The 15573-nt window shown below is 64.6% G+C and carries 19 protein-coding genes; 10 read left to right on the top strand and 9 right to left on the bottom strand.

Annotated features, from left to right (window positions below):
• Positions 1-8: 8 nt before the first annotated feature.
• Genes cdd through deoA form a run of 3 tightly spaced genes read left to right on the top strand, consistent with a single transcriptional unit; the run spans position 9 to position 2520 of the window.
• Positions 9-401: a cytidine deaminase gene (gene cdd / locus FJ964_RS05975; RefSeq protein WP_140549988.1), complete on the top strand. Its 393-nt coding sequence runs from the start codon at positions 9-11 to the stop codon at positions 399-401.
• Positions 398-1201 (top strand): purine-nucleoside phosphorylase, encoded by an 804-nt coding sequence (locus FJ964_RS05970; protein WP_140549538.1) that lies wholly within the window; start codon positions 398-400, stop codon positions 1199-1201. The genes cdd and FJ964_RS05970 overlap by 4 nt, the downstream gene beginning before the upstream one ends.
• A complete protein-coding gene (gene deoA, locus FJ964_RS05965) occupies positions 1201-2520 on the top strand; it encodes a thymidine phosphorylase (RefSeq protein WP_140549537.1) in 1320 nt (439 codons plus the stop codon). The genes FJ964_RS05970 and deoA overlap by 1 nt, the downstream gene beginning before the upstream one ends.
• A gap of 46 nt (positions 2521-2566) precedes the next feature.
• Here deoA and FJ964_RS05960 read toward each other — a convergent pair whose 3' ends face one another.
• From FJ964_RS05960 to FJ964_RS05950, 3 genes are all read right to left on the bottom strand, one after another.
• Positions 2567-3130, bottom strand: a complete 564-nt coding sequence (locus FJ964_RS05960) for a TIGR02281 family clan AA aspartic protease (RefSeq protein ID WP_140549536.1) — start codon at positions 3128-3130, stop codon at positions 2567-2569.
• Positions 3131-3316: 186 nt separating this feature from the next.
• Complete coding sequence (gene upp / locus FJ964_RS05955) at positions 3317-3946, bottom strand: uracil phosphoribosyltransferase (RefSeq protein WP_140496366.1); 630 nt, start codon at positions 3944-3946, stop codon at positions 3317-3319.
• A gap of 130 nt (positions 3947-4076) precedes the next feature.
• Positions 4077-5051: an adenosine deaminase gene (locus FJ964_RS05950; protein ID WP_140549535.1), complete on the bottom strand. Its 975-nt coding sequence runs from the start codon at positions 5049-5051 to the stop codon at positions 4077-4079.
• A gap of 133 nt (positions 5052-5184) precedes the next feature.
• Here FJ964_RS05950 and ubiE point away from each other — a divergent pair, with 133 nt between their 5' ends.
• The 5 genes from ubiE (at position 5185) to coaBC (ending at position 9538) form a co-directional block, all read left to right on the top strand.
• The gene (gene ubiE / locus FJ964_RS05945) at positions 5185-5961 is read left to right on the top strand and encodes a bifunctional demethylmenaquinone methyltransferase/2-methoxy-6-polyprenyl-1,4-benzoquinol methylase UbiE (protein WP_140549534.1); all 777 of its coding nucleotides are present in this window, start codon (positions 5185-5187) and stop codon (positions 5959-5961) included.
• A 13-nt stretch (positions 5962-5974) separates the two neighbouring features.
• Positions 5975-7549: a 2-polyprenylphenol 6-hydroxylase gene (gene ubiB, locus FJ964_RS05940; protein ID WP_140549533.1), complete on the top strand. Its 1575-nt coding sequence runs from the start codon at positions 5975-5977 to the stop codon at positions 7547-7549.
• Positions 7550-7627: 78 nt separating this feature from the next.
• Positions 7628-7885, top strand: coding sequence for a plasmid stabilization protein (locus FJ964_RS05935; RefSeq protein ID WP_140549532.1), 258 nt, complete (start codon positions 7628-7630; stop codon positions 7883-7885).
• 1 nt (position 7886) lies between these two features.
• A complete protein-coding gene (locus FJ964_RS05930; protein WP_140549531.1) occupies positions 7887-8309 on the top strand; it encodes a type II toxin-antitoxin system VapC family toxin in 423 nt (140 codons plus the stop codon).
• The gene (gene coaBC, locus FJ964_RS05925; protein ID WP_140549530.1) at positions 8306-9538 is read left to right on the top strand and encodes a bifunctional phosphopantothenoylcysteine decarboxylase/phosphopantothenate--cysteine ligase CoaBC; all 1233 of its coding nucleotides are present in this window, start codon (positions 8306-8308) and stop codon (positions 9536-9538) included. Before FJ964_RS05930 ends, coaBC begins: the two co-directional genes overlap by 4 nt.
• 63 nt (positions 9539-9601) lie before the next feature.
• Here coaBC and FJ964_RS05920 read toward each other — a convergent pair whose 3' ends face one another.
• Together FJ964_RS05920 and FJ964_RS05915 are read right to left on the bottom strand one after the other, a co-directional pair.
• Positions 9602-10180, bottom strand: a complete 579-nt coding sequence (locus tag FJ964_RS05920) for an invasion associated locus B family protein (protein ID WP_140549529.1) — start codon at positions 10178-10180, stop codon at positions 9602-9604.
• Complete coding sequence (locus tag FJ964_RS05915; protein ID WP_140549528.1) at positions 10177-10371, bottom strand: hypothetical protein; 195 nt, start codon at positions 10369-10371, stop codon at positions 10177-10179. Before FJ964_RS05915 ends, FJ964_RS05920 begins: the two co-directional genes overlap by 4 nt.
• A gap of 145 nt (positions 10372-10516) precedes the next feature.
• Between FJ964_RS05915 and FJ964_RS05910 the strand changes: the two genes are divergently transcribed.
• Together FJ964_RS05910 and FJ964_RS05905 are read left to right on the top strand one after the other, a co-directional pair.
• Entirely contained in the window at positions 10517-10825 is a 309-nt protein-coding gene (locus FJ964_RS05910; RefSeq protein WP_140549527.1) for a hypothetical protein, read from the top strand.
• 123 nt (positions 10826-10948) lie between these two features.
• Entirely contained in the window at positions 10949-11410 is a 462-nt protein-coding gene (locus FJ964_RS05905) for an NUDIX hydrolase (protein WP_140549526.1), read from the top strand.
• 20 nt (positions 11411-11430) lie between these two features.
• Here the strand turns inward: FJ964_RS05905 and FJ964_RS05900 are convergent, their stop codons facing one another.
• From FJ964_RS05900 to FJ964_RS05885, 4 genes are read right to left on the bottom strand one after another with little or no spacing between them, the layout of a single operon-like run.
• Complete coding sequence (locus FJ964_RS05900) at positions 11431-12282, bottom strand: citryl-CoA lyase (protein WP_140549525.1); 852 nt, start codon at positions 12280-12282, stop codon at positions 11431-11433.
• Positions 12279-13463, bottom strand: a complete 1185-nt coding sequence (locus FJ964_RS05895) for a CoA transferase (RefSeq protein ID WP_140549524.1) — start codon at positions 13461-13463, stop codon at positions 12279-12281. Before FJ964_RS05895 ends, FJ964_RS05900 begins: the two co-directional genes overlap by 4 nt.
• Before the next feature lie 15 nt (positions 13464-13478).
• Complete coding sequence (locus FJ964_RS05890) at positions 13479-15002, bottom strand: tripartite tricarboxylate transporter permease (protein WP_140549523.1); 1524 nt, start codon at positions 15000-15002, stop codon at positions 13479-13481.
• A 4-nt stretch (positions 15003-15006) separates the two neighbouring features.
• Complete coding sequence (locus tag FJ964_RS05885; protein ID WP_140549522.1) at positions 15007-15543, bottom strand: tripartite tricarboxylate transporter TctB family protein; 537 nt, start codon at positions 15541-15543, stop codon at positions 15007-15009.
• Positions 15544-15573: the final 30 nt, after the last annotated feature.

The following is a 15573-nucleotide window of genomic DNA, read 5'->3' as shown; positions in this document are numbered from 1 at the left end:
ACACTGAAATGTCGCATGAATTGTTCGAAGCGGCGAAGGCAGCCATGGCCAAGGCCTATGCCCCCTATTCGAAATTTCCGGTCGGTGCGGCACTTCGCACCGAGGACGGGCGCGTCTTCACAGGCGCCAACATCGAGGTAGCCTCCTATCCGGAAGGCTGGTGCGCCGAGACGACGGCGCTCGGCCATTACATCATGGGCGGCGGCGGCAAGATCGTGGAAATCGCCGTCATTGCCGAGCGCATGGCCAAATGCTCGCCTTGCGGCGGCTGCCGGCAGCGGCTGGCCGAATTCTGCCGTCCGGAAACGAAACTTTACCTCTGCGACAATGCGGGCGTCGCCGAAACCGTGACCATGGGCGATATGCTGCCTTACGGCTTTCGCGGCGACATGCTGAAATGAAGGAAGCGCTCGACCATCTGATCGAACGGCTGGACGGCCTGGCGCCGACCACGGCGCTGGTGCTGGGTTCTGGCCTGGGAGGGCTGGTCAGCCAGGTCGAGAACCCGATCCGTGTTTCCTATGCCGATCTGCCCGGCTTTCCCAGAAGCGGCGTTTCCGGCCATGCCGGAGAGGTGGTGGCCGGGCTGTTTGCCGACACACCGGTGCTGATGCTGTCGGGCCGCGCCCACTATTACGAGCACGGCAACGCGGCGGCCATGCGGCCTGTGCTGGAGGTGCTTGCCGGCACTGGCATCACCAAGCTGATCCTCACCAATGCCGCCGGCTCGGTCGATCCGGAGATGGGGCCGGGTTCGGTCATGCTGATATCGGACCACATCAATTTCTCCGGCACCAACCCGCTGATCGGCGAGCCGAGCGACCGCCGTTTCGTCGGACTGACCGAAGCCTATGATGCGGGCATCCGCAAGGCGATCGAACAGGCGGCGAAGGCGACCGGCACGGCGCTGCACAAGGGCGTCTACATGTGGTTCTCCGGTCCGTGCTTCGAAACGCCGGCCGAGATCCGCATGGCGCGCATCATGGGCGCCAACGCCGTCGGCATGTCGACCGTGCCGGAAGTCATCCTTGCCCGTTTCCTTGGCCTGCGCGTCGCCGCCTGCTCGATCATCACCAACCTTGCCGCCGGCATGACCGGAGCCGAGCTTTCGCACCAGGAGACCAAGGATATGGCTCCGGTCGGCGGCGCGCGGCTGGCGACGATCCTGAAGCGTGTGTTCCGCGACGGGCTGTTGGACTGATGCTTCCGCAGGAAATCATCCGCCACAAGCGTGACGGCCACAGGCTGCCGGCGCGCGAAATCGCCGACTTCATCGCCGGCGTAACCGATGGCGCCGTCACCGATGGCCAGGTCGCGGCTTTCGCCATGGCGGTGTTCTTCAACGGCATGAGCCGCGACGAGGCCGTGGCGCTGACACTGGCCATGCGCGATTCCGGCGACGTGCTCGACTGGTCGGACCTGCCCGGCCCGGTCACCGACAAACATTCGACGGGCGGCGTCGGCGACAACGTCTCGCTGATGCTGGCGCCGATCGTCGCTGCCTGCGGCGCCTATGTGCCGATGATATCGGGCCGTGGCCTCGGCCATACCGGCGGCACGCTGGACAAGATGGATTCCATCCCCGGCTACGCCAGCCAGCCCGACATCGCGCTGTTTCGCAAGGCGGTGCTGGAAACCGGCTGCGCCATCATCGGCCAGACCGCCGATCTGGCGCCCGCGGACCGCCGGCTCTATGCCATCCGTGACGTGACCGGAACCGTGGAGTCGGTGCCGCTGATCACCGCCTCCATCCTGTCGAAGAAACTGGCGGCGGGCCTGGGCTCGCTGGTGCTCGACGTCAAGGTCGGCAATGGCGCCTTCATGGAGAAGTCGCGCGACGCGACGGCGCTCGCCAACAGCCTGGTCGAAGTCGCAAGCGGCGCCGGACTGAAGGTTTCGGCGCTGATCACCGGCATGAACGAGCCGCTGGCCTCAGCCGCCGGCAATGCGGTCGAGGTGCGCAACGCCGTCGATTTCCTGACCGGCCGCCTTCGCGACCGGCGCCTGGAGGATGTGACGCTGGCGCTCGCCGCCGAAATGCTGCAGGCGGCGGGACTGGTGCCGTCCAACCAGGACGGCATGCGGCGCGCCACCGAAACGCTTGCCAGCGGCCGCGCAGCCGCCACCTTCGCGCGCATGGTGACGGTGCTCGGCGGACCTGCCGATTTCATCGACAAGCCGGAACGATATTTGCCCGTTGCGCCAACGGAACACGCGGTGAGAGCGACCGCGGACGGCTTCGTCACCGGCATTGCCACGCGCGATATCGGCCTTGCCGTGGTCGGGCTGGGCGGCGGCCGCACCCGGCCCGACGACAAGGTCGATCCGGCGGTCGGCATCACCAGGCTGTTGCCGGTCGGCGCCGAGGTTCGAGCTGGCGAGCCGCTGGCGCTGGTCCATGCCCGCTCGGTGTCCGACGCCGAAGCCGCGGCGGCAACGGTGCTTTCGGCCTATGCGATCGGCGCTTCCAAGCCGCCTGCCGACAAATCGGTCATCCGGCGCATCCTGCCGCGTGGCTAAAGCAATTCCAGGAAAAGTACGTACAGCTCCGACCGGCCGTGCCCGCTCATTGGACAAGAAGCAGCGTGCCGTTTTCGGCCTGATACTTGCCCAGCCGATTGAGAAAGCTCATGCCGATCAAATTGGTGCGCAGCGCCTTGTCGTCGAGCACGATGGCCTGCACGTCGTTGACGGTGATGCTGCCGATCTGCAGGCGGTCGATCATCACCACCGCCGCGTTGATCGTGCCGTTGGCCGTATTGACCTCATGACTGAAATCCGACGGGTTCAGCGACAATCCGATCCTGCGCGCCGTCGAGGTGTTGACGGCGACCAGTGTCGCTCCGGTATCGATCATGCCGTCGATCTGGCGTCCGTTGAGTTTGAAGGCCGACGAGAAATGCCCTCGCGCGTCGGCCGTGACGACAACCTTGCGGCCCATCGGCAACGGCGCCACCGGCTTGTCGGGAGCCGCTGCCAGGGCGACCTCCGGACGGGCGTCGCCCGCCGGCTTGGCTGTCATCGTCTTTTTCAGCAGGCTTTCGAACATCTGCGGATTCGACTGATAGACAATCGGGATGGATGCCGATGTACCGGCAAAGACGCTGAGAATAAGTAGCTTGCGCAGCATGGATCGGCCCCGGCGCATGACCCCGAAAATCGGGATCGATTTTCGGAAAGGATCACGCGCAAATCAAAGTGCTGCGGCGTCCGACAGGACGCGCGGCGCTGTCGTGAAGGCCAATCCTTAACGCGGGATGGTGTTTGCCGTTTTAACGCCGCTCGAAACCGCGCCGTTGCGTAAACTTTCGGTAAATCACTTTGTCCCGTACATGCGGTCGCCGGCGTCGCCGAGGCCGGGCATGATGTATCCCTTCTCGTTGAGCTGGCGATCGATGGAAGCCGTGAAGACGGGAACGTCGGGATGTGCCTTGGTGAAGCGCTCGATGCCTTCGGGCGCCGCCAGCAGGCACAGAAAGCGGATGTTGGTGGCGCCGCGCCCCTTCAACTTGTCGATCGCCGCGATCGCGGAATTGGCGGTGGCCAGCATCGGATCGACGACGATGACCAGCCGGTCGGCGAGGTCGCTCGGCGCCTTGAAGAAATATTCGACCGCTTCCAGCGTCTCATGGTCGCGATAGAGGCCGATATGGGCGACGCGGGCCGCCGGCACCAGGTCCAGCAGGCCTTCGAGCAACCCATTGCCGGCGCGCAGCACGGAGGCGAACACCAGCTTCTTGCCTTCCAGCGTCGGCGCCTCCATCGTTTCGATCGGCGTTTCGATGGTCGTCGTCGTGAGTTCGAGATTGCGCGTCACCTCATAGCCGAGCAGCAGCGATATCTCGCGCAGCAGCCGCCGGAACCCGGCCGTCGAGGTCTCCTTCTTGCGCATGATGCTCAGCTTGTGCTGGACAAGCGGGTGGTCGACGACGGTGACGCCCTTCATGATGTGCTCCGACGTGGTTCGTGGTGAGTAGCCAATAGTGAGTAGTGAATAGTGAGCCGATTTGCGAGTCCCGATGCGCGCTCGGCCCAACTGCCCACTGCTGGCCAGTCACTGTTCACCCAGCCTTCATTCACCTGGCCTTCGCATCCAGCCGGCTGAGCAGCGTCGCCTTGGTCTTCCTGTCGACGAAAGCGGCCTCGATGGCCGTTCGGGTGACGGCGGCCAGCGCCTTCTCGTTCATCGAGAAATATTCCGCCGCGATGTCGTATTCGCGTTTCAGCGAGGTCCAGAAATAGGGCGGGTCATCCGAGTTGAGCGTCACCTTGCAGCCGGCCGCGAGCAGGGCGGGGAATGGGTGAGCGGCGAAACTGTCGAACAGTTTCAGCGCAATGTTGGAGCCGGGACAGCATTCCAGCACCACCCCCTCCTCGGCGATGCGCCGGACAAGATCGGGGTTCTCGATTGCGCGCACGCCATGGCCGATGCGCGACGGGCGGATGTGATCGAGCGCCGCCTGGACCGTCTCCCACCCCGTCAGTTCGCCTGCATGGACGGTAATGCCGAGCCCGGCTTCGCGGGCTATTTCGAATGCCCTGACATAGTCCTCCATCTCGCCGACCCTCTCGTCGCCGGCGACGCCGAAGCCGGTTACCAGCGGATGTCCGCAGCGCGCGGCGAAGCGCGCTGCCCGCTCGATGGACTCGACCCCGGCATGGCGCACGCCGGTGACGATCATGCGGCCCTCGATGCCGGTCTTGGCCTTGGCGCGGGCCATGCCTTCGCCGAGCGCGTCAGTATAGGCCTTGGGGGACAGGCCCGCCTTCGTGGCATGATCCGGCGAGGTGAAGACCTCTGAGTAGATAGCGCCGTCACGAGCCAGGCTGGTCAGATAATGGTCAGCCAGCCGCGCATAGTCTTCCTCGGTCCGGAACAAGTCGGAGGCGAAATCATAGGCGGCGAGAAAGGAGGTGAAATCGTGCCAGACGAAAGAGCCGTTCTGGATATAGGGCGAGGTGTCCTTGCCGTATTTCTGCGCCTGGCGGATGACGAGTTCCGGTGCCGCTGCCCCTTCGATGTGGCAGTGCAGTTCCGCTTTCAAAGGCATTCAAACATCCCGTCGGTCAGTCCAGGTCTCGAAACCCGCCACCTGGAAGCGCGGCTGAACACCGCGCCTTAAACAATAGCGCCCGCACCATCGATCGGCTATGGTCCCGCCGGTTTTATGACGGATCAAAAAAATGTCAGTTGAGAGAACCACGGCCGCCGGCGGCATGGAAACCTCCTATGGTTTCAAGCGCGTAGGGGCAGGCGACAAGCAGCCCCTGGTCAACGATGTTTTCCACAAGGTGGCCAACCGCTACGATCTGATGAACGACCTGATGTCGGGCGGCCTGCACCGGCTGTGGAAGGATGCCATGGTAACTTGGCTCAATCCGCCGAAGCGGCCGGACTGGCGCGTGCTCGATGTCGCCGGCGGCACCGGCGACATTGCCTTTCGCATCGTCGATGCCAGCCATGGGCATGCTCATGCCACCGTGCTCGACATCAATGGCTCGATGCTCGCCGTCGGTCGCGACAGGGCGCAAAAGAAAGGTATGTCCGGCAACACCGACTTCGTCGAAGCCAATGCCGAGGAACTGCCCTTCGCGGACGCCACCTTCGACGCCTACACCATCGCTTTCGGCATCCGCAACGTGCCCAGGATCGACGTCGCGCTCAGCGAAGCATTCCGCGTGCTGAAGCCCGGCGGGCGGTTCCTGTGTCTGGAATTTTCCGAGGTCGAGATGCCGTTGCTCGACAAGGTCTACGAGGCCTGGTCGTTCAAGGCCATTCCGAAGATCGGCAAGGCCGTCACCGGCGACGGCGAGCCTTATTCCTATCTCGTCGAGTCGATCGCGAAATTCCCCAACCAGGCGAATTTTGCTTCCATGATAACCCGCGCGGGCTTCGATCGGGTCTCGTTCCGCAACTATTCCGGCGGCATCGCCGCGCTTCATTCGGGCTGGAAGCTTTGAGGCAGGCCCGGGCATGAGCACCGTCAGCGCTGGATTTCGGCTCATGCGGGCCGGCTGGGTGCTTGTGCGCGAGGGCGTCGTCGCCGCTTTGCCTGGCGAGGAACTGTCCGGCCTGCCGAAATTGGGCTGGCGGCTGGCGCGGCTGTTTACCCGCCGCCGCGCACTCGCCTATGAGCGCAGCGACCGGCTGGCCAAGGCGGTGGTCCGGCTTGGGCCCTCCTATGTCAAGCTTGGCCAGTTTCTGGCGACACGACCCGATGTCGTCGGCAACGACATGGCGCTCGATCTCGCCATGCTGCAGGACAAGATGCACACCTTCCCGACGGCCGAGGCGGTGGCGGCCATCGAGGGCTCGCTCGGGCGCAAGCTCGGCGACCTCTACACGCAGTTCGGCGACCCGGTCGCCGCGGCCTCCATCGCCCAGGTCCATGCCGCTGAAACGATCGATGGCGGCGTCGCCAGGAAGGTGGCGGTCAAGGTGATCCGGCCGGGCGTGCGCCGCCGCTTCTTCCAGGATCTCGAAAGCTACTTCCTCGCCGCCCGCCTGCAGGAGAAATACATCCCCTCCTCACGCCGGCTGCGGCCTGTGGAGGTGACCGAGACGCTGGCGCAGACCACCAAGATCGAGATGGACCTTCGCCTCGAGGCGGCTGCGCTTTCGGAACTTGGTCAAGGCACCAGGGAGGATCCGGGCTTTCGCGTCCCTTCCGTCGACTGGGAGCGCACCGGCCGCGACGTGCTGACCATGGAATGGGTCGACGGCATCAAGATGAACGACATCGCCGGACTCGCCGCCGCGGGACACGATCTGAGGGCAATCGCGGCCAACCTGATCCAGTCGTTCTTGCGCCATACGCTGCGCGACGGCTTCTTCCACGCCGACATGCATCCGGGCAACCTGTTCGTCGAGGCTGATGGCACGATCGTCGCCGTCGATCTCGGCATTGCCGGCAGGCTGGGCAAGAAGGAGCGCCGGTTCCTCGCCGAAATCCTCTACGGCTTCATCACGCGCGACTATCTGCGCGTCGCCGAGGTTCATTTCGAGGCCGGCTACGTGCCGCGCCAGCACAATGTCGCGGCCTTCGCCCAGGCGATCCGTGCCATCGGCGAGCCGATCCATGGCCAGCCGGCCGAGACCATTTCCATGGCCAAGCTTCTGACGCTGCTGTTCGAGGTGACCGAACTCTTCGATATGGCGACGCGGCCCGAACTGATCCTCCTGCAGAAAACCATGGTGGTGGTCGAGGGCGTGGCGCGCACGCTCGATCCGGCCTTCAACATGTGGAAAACCGCCGAACCTGTGGTCAGCGGCTGGATATCAGGAAATCTCGGGCCAAGCGGCCTGCTGGCCGACGCCCGCGACGGCGGCAAGGCGATGCTGACGCTGATCCGCCAAGCCCCCGAGTTGGCAGCGCGAACCGAGCGGCTGTCGCGCGAGATCGACCTGATGGCCGAGCATGGTCTGCGCTTCGACGAGGCGACGGCCCGCGCCATCGGCAAGGCCGAGGCACGCTATACCCGCTCCGGCCGCCTGGCGCTGTGGGTGATCGCGCTGACGTTGGTCTACATCGCCTGGAAGCTGCTCTGAGCGATCTGCATGCAATGACAGCACTGCTGTCATTGCATGCAGATCGCTTCGGGACTATATGGAGGGTAGGAGCAAAATATGAGCACCATTACCATCCGCAATCTCGACGCCGGCGTGAAGCAGAAATTGCGTGAGCGGGCTGCCGTGAAGGGGGTCTCAATGGAAGAGGAAGCGCGTAGCGCTCTCGCCAGGAGTGTCCTTTCGGACGACTCGGATCAAGGCGCTCGGGGAGAGTCCCTTTATGCTGCTATTCGTAGGCTGGTTGAGCCGCATGGTGGTTTCGATATCGACTTGCCGGAGCGCGGCCCAGCGCGCGAGCCACCGAAATTCGACTGACATGTTCGTGCTGGATACGAATGTTGTTTCGGAAACTTTCAAGCCATTGCCTGATGCGGGAGTGGCTGCCTGGATGGATAGCCCGTCCGCGATCCGCTCACATATCACTGCGATGACCAAAGCAGAGCTGCTCCTGGGGCTTGCGTACATGCCAGATGGAAAACGCAAAGCTGCACTGGGCAGTGTCATCGGGGCCTTTTTCACCACATGGCTCAAGACCCCAGTGCTCGCGTTCGGTGACCGCGAGGCAGAAGCATATGCGGAGATTGTTTCAAGGAGACGGTTTCTGGGACGTCCTATCCGCGAATTTGACGCTCAGATCGCTTCGGTCGCTAGGTCGCGGGGCTTTGCGGTCGTAACTCGAAACGTTGCCGACTTTGCCGATTGCGGCGTCAAGATAGTCAATCCTTGGGAAGCCGCATGAGCCTCTCCAACAGACGCGTCCTGCTCATCATCGGCGGCGGCATCGCCGCCTACAAGGCACTCGACCTGATCCGCCGTCTGCGTGAAAGGGGTGCGGCGGTGCGCGTGGTCATGACGTCGGCTGCGCGGGAATTCGTCACCACGCTGTCGGCGGGAGCGCTCTCGGCAGACCATGTCTTCACCGATCTGTTCGATCGCAACGACGAGCACGATGTCGGCCACATCAGGTTGTCGCGCGAGGCCGATCTGCTGGTGGTGGCGCCCGCCACCGCCGACCTGATGGCAAAGCTTGCCAACGGCCATGCCAATGATCTTGCCTCCACGGTGCTCCTGGCCACCGACAAGCCGGTGCTCATGGCGCCGGCCATGAACCCCAGAATGTGGGCGCATCCGGCGACGCGGCGCAACCGTGCGGCGCTGCACAAGGATGGCATCACCTTCGTTGGCCCCGCCAAAGGCGAGATGGCCGAGAGCAACGAAGCCGGCGAAGGCCGCATGGCCGAGCCGCTGGAGATCGTCGCCGCCATCGAAGCGCTGCTCGATACCGGCCCGAAGCCGCTGGCCGGCAAGAAGATCATCGTCACATCGGGCCCGACACACGAGCCGATCGACCCGGTGCGTTACATCGCCAACCGCTCGTCCGGCAAGCAGGGCCATGCCATAGCGGCGGCACTGGCGAGGCTTGGCGCCGACGTGAGGCTGGTCTCCGGGCCCGTCAGCATCGCCGATCCGGCTGGTGTGAAAACCATCCATGTCGAGCGGGCGCAGGAGATGCGCGATGCCGTGGAACAGCTTCTGCCCGCCGATGCGGCGGTGTTCGTCGCCGCCGTCGCCGATTGGCGCACCGAAAACTCAGCCGGCGAGAAGATCAAGAAGGCGCCGGGCGAAGGCCCGCCGGTGCTGCGCATGGTCGAAAACCCCGACATCCTTGCGGGCGTCGGGCATCACAGGCAGCGGCCGGCGCTGGTGGTCGGCTTCGCCGCCGAGACGCAGGACCTCTTGCGCAACGCCGAAGCCAAGCTGAGGAAGAAGGGCGCCGATTTCATTGTCGCCAACGACGTCTCGCGCGAAAGCGGCATCGGTCCATCCGGTGTGATGGGCGGCGACCGCAACCGGGTTCGCATCGTCTCGAAGACCGGCGCCGAGGAATGGCCCGAGATGAGCAAGGACGAAGTGGCGGCCCGGCTCGCCACCCTGATCGCAGAACGGCTAAAAACGACCGTAGCGTGACGAGCTGGACCGTCGGAATTCCTAAGACAAAGGCTTAGCGCGATTCTGTGGAACGCTGAACCGCTAGTCGGCAAGAAGCTCCGCAGTTCGTGCGAGCGCACTGCCGAAGCCGTTGAGCGGAATGGAGAAGCTGACCGCTTGCCCCGTATCCGCCGCGAAGGCATCGATCTTCAAGGTGGTGCCCCCCTTGAGCATGGGGATTGCGTTGGCATCGAACGCCACCGGCACCAGACAGCCGACGGGCTGGCAGGTGTTGAACTGCAAGCTGCCGTCCAGCTTCTGGTCGTCGATCGTCAGGCTGACGCCCTTGGCGAGCGCCAGGCCGAACGGCAGAGCGAGCGTGCCGGTCGCGTCTTCGCCCGTCTTGCTCGACAGCTCTATCGCCAGCAGACGCTGGTTGCTTTGCTTATTGAACTGCTGGTGCGACAGGCTGCATGCCTTGGCCGCGCCCGATACCTGGCAGTTGACCGTCCAGTCGCCATGGGTTTCGGACAGGGCCGATGCACCGCCGGGCAACTGCGGCGGATTGACGGCATTGGCGGCGGGCGCCGCTGCCGCGCCTTTTGTCTGTGCCGCCGCGGCCGGCAGACCGGCGATGCAGGCAGCCCCCAGCAACGCCATCAGATACGCATGCTTCCTCATAAGGACCCCTTTTGCCTGGCTCCATCCTGAGCCAGCTGGAAGCTGACCTTGAGGGACGCACTGTCGGCGTTCTGTTTGACCGTTTCCCCGAAGGCGCCGTTACATCCGACGGACATGCCGACGCCGTTGACGCCATGGAATTCGAGGCCGGCGTCAACCCGATAGAGCGGCGAATCGATCGCCTCCGTCAAGTGCGATGCGGGCGGCGGGGCAGATTCTCCTCCGCCGCGAAGGGGGCGCGATCACGCGATTTCCTGTTAATCGGCACTCTGGCGTGGCACGAGGGGACAAACGCACTATATGTAGGGTGAAATTTTGTTGTGCGGGAATGAGCAGATGTTGGCGCTTCGGCCATCGACGGTTTTCATGACGGCGGCATTGGCAGCCGCGACGCTGGCGGGCATTTGCCTGCCTGCTTCCGCGCAGGTGCTCATTCCCTCCGTCGACAACAACGCGCTGATCCAGCAGAACGATCTGCAGGCCTTGCAAAACCGTGTCCAGCGGCAGCAGTTTCAGCAACAGCAGCAACAGAATCGGGCTCAGGACCGGGTGATCGTGCAACAGCCGCCGCCCATTGTGCCGCGGGTCAGGCCGAACTGCCAGACGCAGATAATCGGCAACACCGCCGTAAGCACCTGCCGCTGAGGCGGGCTTCCCTTTTATTTAGCCGACTTACATGGTAGGGGCGTTCCGGTGCCCCTGCGGCAGTTTGGGTTTTGCAACGACACCGCGTCACGGTATGGGCACTGCACCGACTGGATTTTACGAATGGCAGCCACCAAGAAAAAGGCCGTGCGCAAGGCCAAGAAGGGCGAGACGATCCGCCAGGTCGCGGCTATCCCTTTTCGGCTGGACCAGCGCGGCCACATCGAGGTGATGCTGGTCACCTCGCGCACCACCAGGCGCTTCATCGTACCCAAGGGCTGGCCGATGAAAGGCAAGAGCGGACGCAAGGCGGCCACCATCGAAGCGCAGGAAGAAGCGGGCGTACTCGGCAAGACCCTGAAGCAGCCGGCGGGCACCTATTCCTATTGGAAGCGGTTGGCCAACCGTTTCGTCCGCGTCGATGTCATCGTCTATCTGTTGGAAGTAACGCAAGAGCTTGCCGACTGGCAGGAAGCCAAACGGCGGCAACGGGCCTGGCTGGCGCCGGCGGATGCGGCCATGCTCATCGACGAACCCGAACTTTCGACGCTGGTAAGGACCTTGAAGCTTCCCCAGCCCGCATAAATCGACCCCGCGTAAGGGCCTCACGCCCCGGCGCCGTCCTCTTCGGGGAGCGATCGCACCGGCGTACCGGTATAGGCCCATAGCCATTCGCGTGGCAGCGGACCCTTGTTCCGCTCGGCTTGCTGCGATTGTTCCCAGGCATGCGCCAGAATGCCGACCGAGCGCGACAGCACGAAAAGCCCTCGCGTCAGCGGTGGCGGAAAGCCGAGCTCGCCGTAAATGACGGCGGTCGCGCCATCGATGTTGAGCGGTATCTTTTTGCCCTTGCGTCGCGCGACCTCCGCCTCGATCGCCTCGGCGATGTCGGCGAAGCGGCCATTGATCACGCCACGCGCGGCAAACTCCCGAGTCAGTTCCATAAGGCGCGGCGCGCGCGGGTCGACCGGATGGAAGCGATGGCCCAGCCCCGGCACGTAGCCCTTTTCCCCGGCAAAGAACCGGTCAAGCCGCCCCGAGACAGCCTCTTTCAGCGTCGTGCCGCCATCGAGCGCCGCGGCAATGTCGCCATAGAAGGCAAGCGCCTGCTCGCCGGCGCCGCCATGCACGTCGCCAAGCACGTTGATGGCCGAAGCCATGGCGCTGTTGATGCCGATACCGCAGGTCGCCGCCATGCGGGCGATGGCGATCGACGGCGCCTGCGGCCCGTGGTCGACTGCGGCGGCCAGCGCGATGCCGAGCAGCGCGGCCTCTTCCTCGCTGGGCAATTCGCCGCGCAGCATCAGCCAGATGACAGCCGGAAAGCTGACGCGGCCGATCAGGTCCTGGATTTCATAGCCGCGCAGCCGGATGACGCCCGGCCGCATTTCGATAATGCCAGTCTGCCACCACTCCTCGCCGCGCTCGCGGCCGGTTTTCTCGTCCGTCCCGCTCATGTCAGTGCCTTCGCCTTGGCTCGCGGCGACAGGCCGGCGAACACCTCGTCCATATGCTCGCCCAGAGCCGGCGGCGGTAGCGTCGGCAAGGGCGCGGCACCATCGACCGTGAAGCCGCCGCGCAGAACCGTCAGCGGCCTCTCCATGTCAGCCACGCCGTCGAAATCCCTGGTCATCTGGCGCTCGAGCACCTGCGGTTCGGCCAGCACCTGCGGGATCGTCAGCACCCTGCCCGCCGGCACCCCGGCGCGGTTCAGTTTTTCTTCCCACGCAGCCGCCGGGCCATTCGCCAGCGCTTCCTCGATCTCGATCTTCAGCGCCGCACGGTTCCTCTTGCGCGTCTCGCGCTCGGCAAAGCGCGGATCCGACGCCAGCTCCGGCCGTTCGATAAGCCGGCAAAGCGTCACGAACTGCTCCTGCTTGTTGGCGGCGATGTTGAGCAGGCCGTCGCCGGTGCGGAAGGCGCCCGACGGTGCCGCCGTCATGTTCTCATTGCCCATCGGCTTGGGATCGACCCCGGCCGTCAGATAGTTGGAAACCGGCCAGCCAAGCGCCGACAGCGTACATTCAAGCATCGACACGTCGAGGAAGGCACCCTCGCCGCTCGTCTTCTGCCTCACCAGCGCCGAGACGATGGCGAAGGCCCCGACCAGTCCGCCCAGCGTGTCGGCAACGGGATAGCCGACCCGCAAGGGTGCTGTTTCCGACGTGCCGGTGATGCTCATAATGCCCGAAAGGCCCTGGATGATCTGGTCATAGGCCGGATTGTCGCGCATCGGCCCGGTCTGACCGAAGCCTGATATCGCGCAGTAGACAAGGCTGGGGCGGACCGCCTTCAGCGCCTCGTAACCGAGGCCAAGCCGGTCCATGACGCCGGGGCGGAAGTTTTCCACCAGCGCATCGGCGCTGGCTACCAGGTCCAGGAAGCGTTCGCGCTCGGCTTCCTTCTTGAGATCGAGCACGACGGAGCGTTTGCCGGCATTCTGCGCCAGGAACGAAGCGCCCATGCCGGCCTGGTTGAGTTCCGGCGAACCGCCGAGCTGGCGCGCCAGGTCGCCGCCTTGCGGCGCCTCGACCTTGATCACGTCGGCGCCGAGCAGCGCCAACTGGTAGGCGCAATAGGGCCCGGCCAGGACGTTGGTCAGGTCGAGCACGCGAATACCGGAAAGCAGGTCTGTCATCTCACTTCAAATCGATCAGGCATCGCCCGGCACATGCTCCGGCCCGCGCAATCGGCGGCGTTCGATGTAGGCCCAGATATGCGGCCCGACCAGGCCGATGAAGGCCAGCGTCAGCAGGGTCAGCGACAGCGGGTGCTTGTAGAACACCGACCAGTCGCCGTTCGAGATCGTCATGGCACGGCGGAACTGGGTTTCGGCCAGCGGTCCCAGGATCATGCCGATGATGACGGGCGCGGTCGGGAAATCGAAGCGCCGCATCAGGAAGCCGGCCGCACCCAGGAGATAGAGGATGGCGAGGTCGATCGGCGACTGCGAGATGCCGTAGGTGCCGACGGTGGCGAAAACCAGGATGCCGGCATAGAGCTGCGGCGCCGGGATCTTCAGCAGCCGCACCCAAAGCCCGATCAGCGGCAGGTTGAGGATGACGAGAATGACGTTGGCGATGAACAGGCTGGCGATCAGTCCCCAGACCAGATTGCCTTGTGTCGTCAGAAGCAGCGGGCCTGGATTGATGCCGTAGCTCTGGAAGGCCGAAAGCATGATCGCCGCCGTCGCCGAGGTCGGCAGGCCGAGCGTCAGCATCGGCACCAGCACACCGGCGGCCGAGGCATTGTTGGCGGCCTCCGGACCGGCTACGCCCTCGATGGCGCCAACCGTGCCGAATTCCTGCTTGTGCTTCGAAAGCTTCTTTTCGATGGCATAGGACAGGAAGGTCGGGATCTCGGCGCCGCCGGCCGGCATGGCGCCGATCGGGAAGCCTATCGCGGCGCCGCGCAACCAGGGCTTCCACGAGCGCCCCCATTCGGCCGCCGTCATGTAGAGCGAGCCCTTCAGCGGCACGATCTCGTCCTTGCCGGCATAGCGACGCGAGGCCATGTAGAGCGTCTCGCCGACGGCGAACAGGCCGACGGCGGCGATGATGACGTCGACGCCGTCGAGCAGTTCGGTCATGCCGAAGGTGAAGCGCGGCTGGCCGGTCTGCAGGTCGACCCCGATCATGCCGATAACAAAGCCGGCGAACAGGCTGGTCAAGCCGCGCACCGAGGACGAGCCGAGCACCGCCGAAACCGTGATGAAAGCAAGCACCATCAGCGAGAAATACTCGGCCGGGCCGAAGGCCAGCGCGAACCTGACCACGATAGGCGCCAGGAAGGCGACGCCCAGCGTGCCGAGCGTGCCGGCGACGAAGGAGCCGATCGCCGAGGTGGCAAGTGCAGCGCCGCCGCGCCCGGACCGGGCCATCTTGTTGCCTTCCAGCGCGGTGACGATGGTGGCGCTTTCGCCTGGCGTGTTGAGCAGGATCGACGTCGTCGAGCCGCCATACATGGCGCCGTAATAGATGCCGGCAAACAGGATGAACGAAGCCTCCGGCGCAACCTGGTAGGTGATCGGCAGAAGCAGCGCGATGGTCAGTGCCGGTCCGAGGCCGGGCAGCACGCCGATTGCGGTGCCAAGCGTGGTGCCGAGCAGGCACCACAGAAGATTGACCGGGGTGAAGGCGACGGCGAAACCGTGTGCCAGATGGCCTAGCGTTTCCATGGCGTCAGCCTCCCAGCGTGCTGGTGAACGCATCGATCACCGTATTCAGCTGGTTCTCGATGAAACCGGCGCCGATATTGACGCCGAGCGCCTTGGCGAAGCCGAAATAGGCGGCCAGCGCCAGCACGAGGCCAGTGAGCGCATCGCGCAGCGTATGCCGGCTGCCGAAGCCGTAGCAGACCAGAACGAACATGATGACGGATGCCGCGGTGAAGCCGAGCGGCTGGATCAGGAGTAGGTTGGCGATAAGACCGATGACGACGAAGCCCATCGCCTTCCAGTCGGTCGGCGTCTCCCTTTCCTCTTCCGGCTGCCAGCCGCCGCGCAGTGCGGCGACGATGAGCAGGAGCGAAAGAACCACCAGGCCGAACATGGTGAGATAGGGAAAGACGGTCGGGCCGACCTTGGAGTAGAGCGGCGACACCGGGATCGCCAGCGTCTGCCAGGCAACCGCCCCGGCACAGGCCAGAAGCCCGATGCCGATCAGCAGTTCGGGCACGGCAAGGCGCGAGGACGCAGCCTGCTGGTCGCTGGTGCTCATGAATGTCCTCCCAAGACAGCCGGCATTCCA

It is taken from the genome of Mesorhizobium sp. B2-3-2, from assembly GCF_006442295.1.
Classification (GTDB): Bacteria; Pseudomonadota; Alphaproteobacteria; order Rhizobiales; family Rhizobiaceae; genus Mesorhizobium.
The sequence above is the reverse complement of the archived record's forward strand: the minus strand, read 5'-3'. Positions and strand labels throughout refer to the sequence as shown.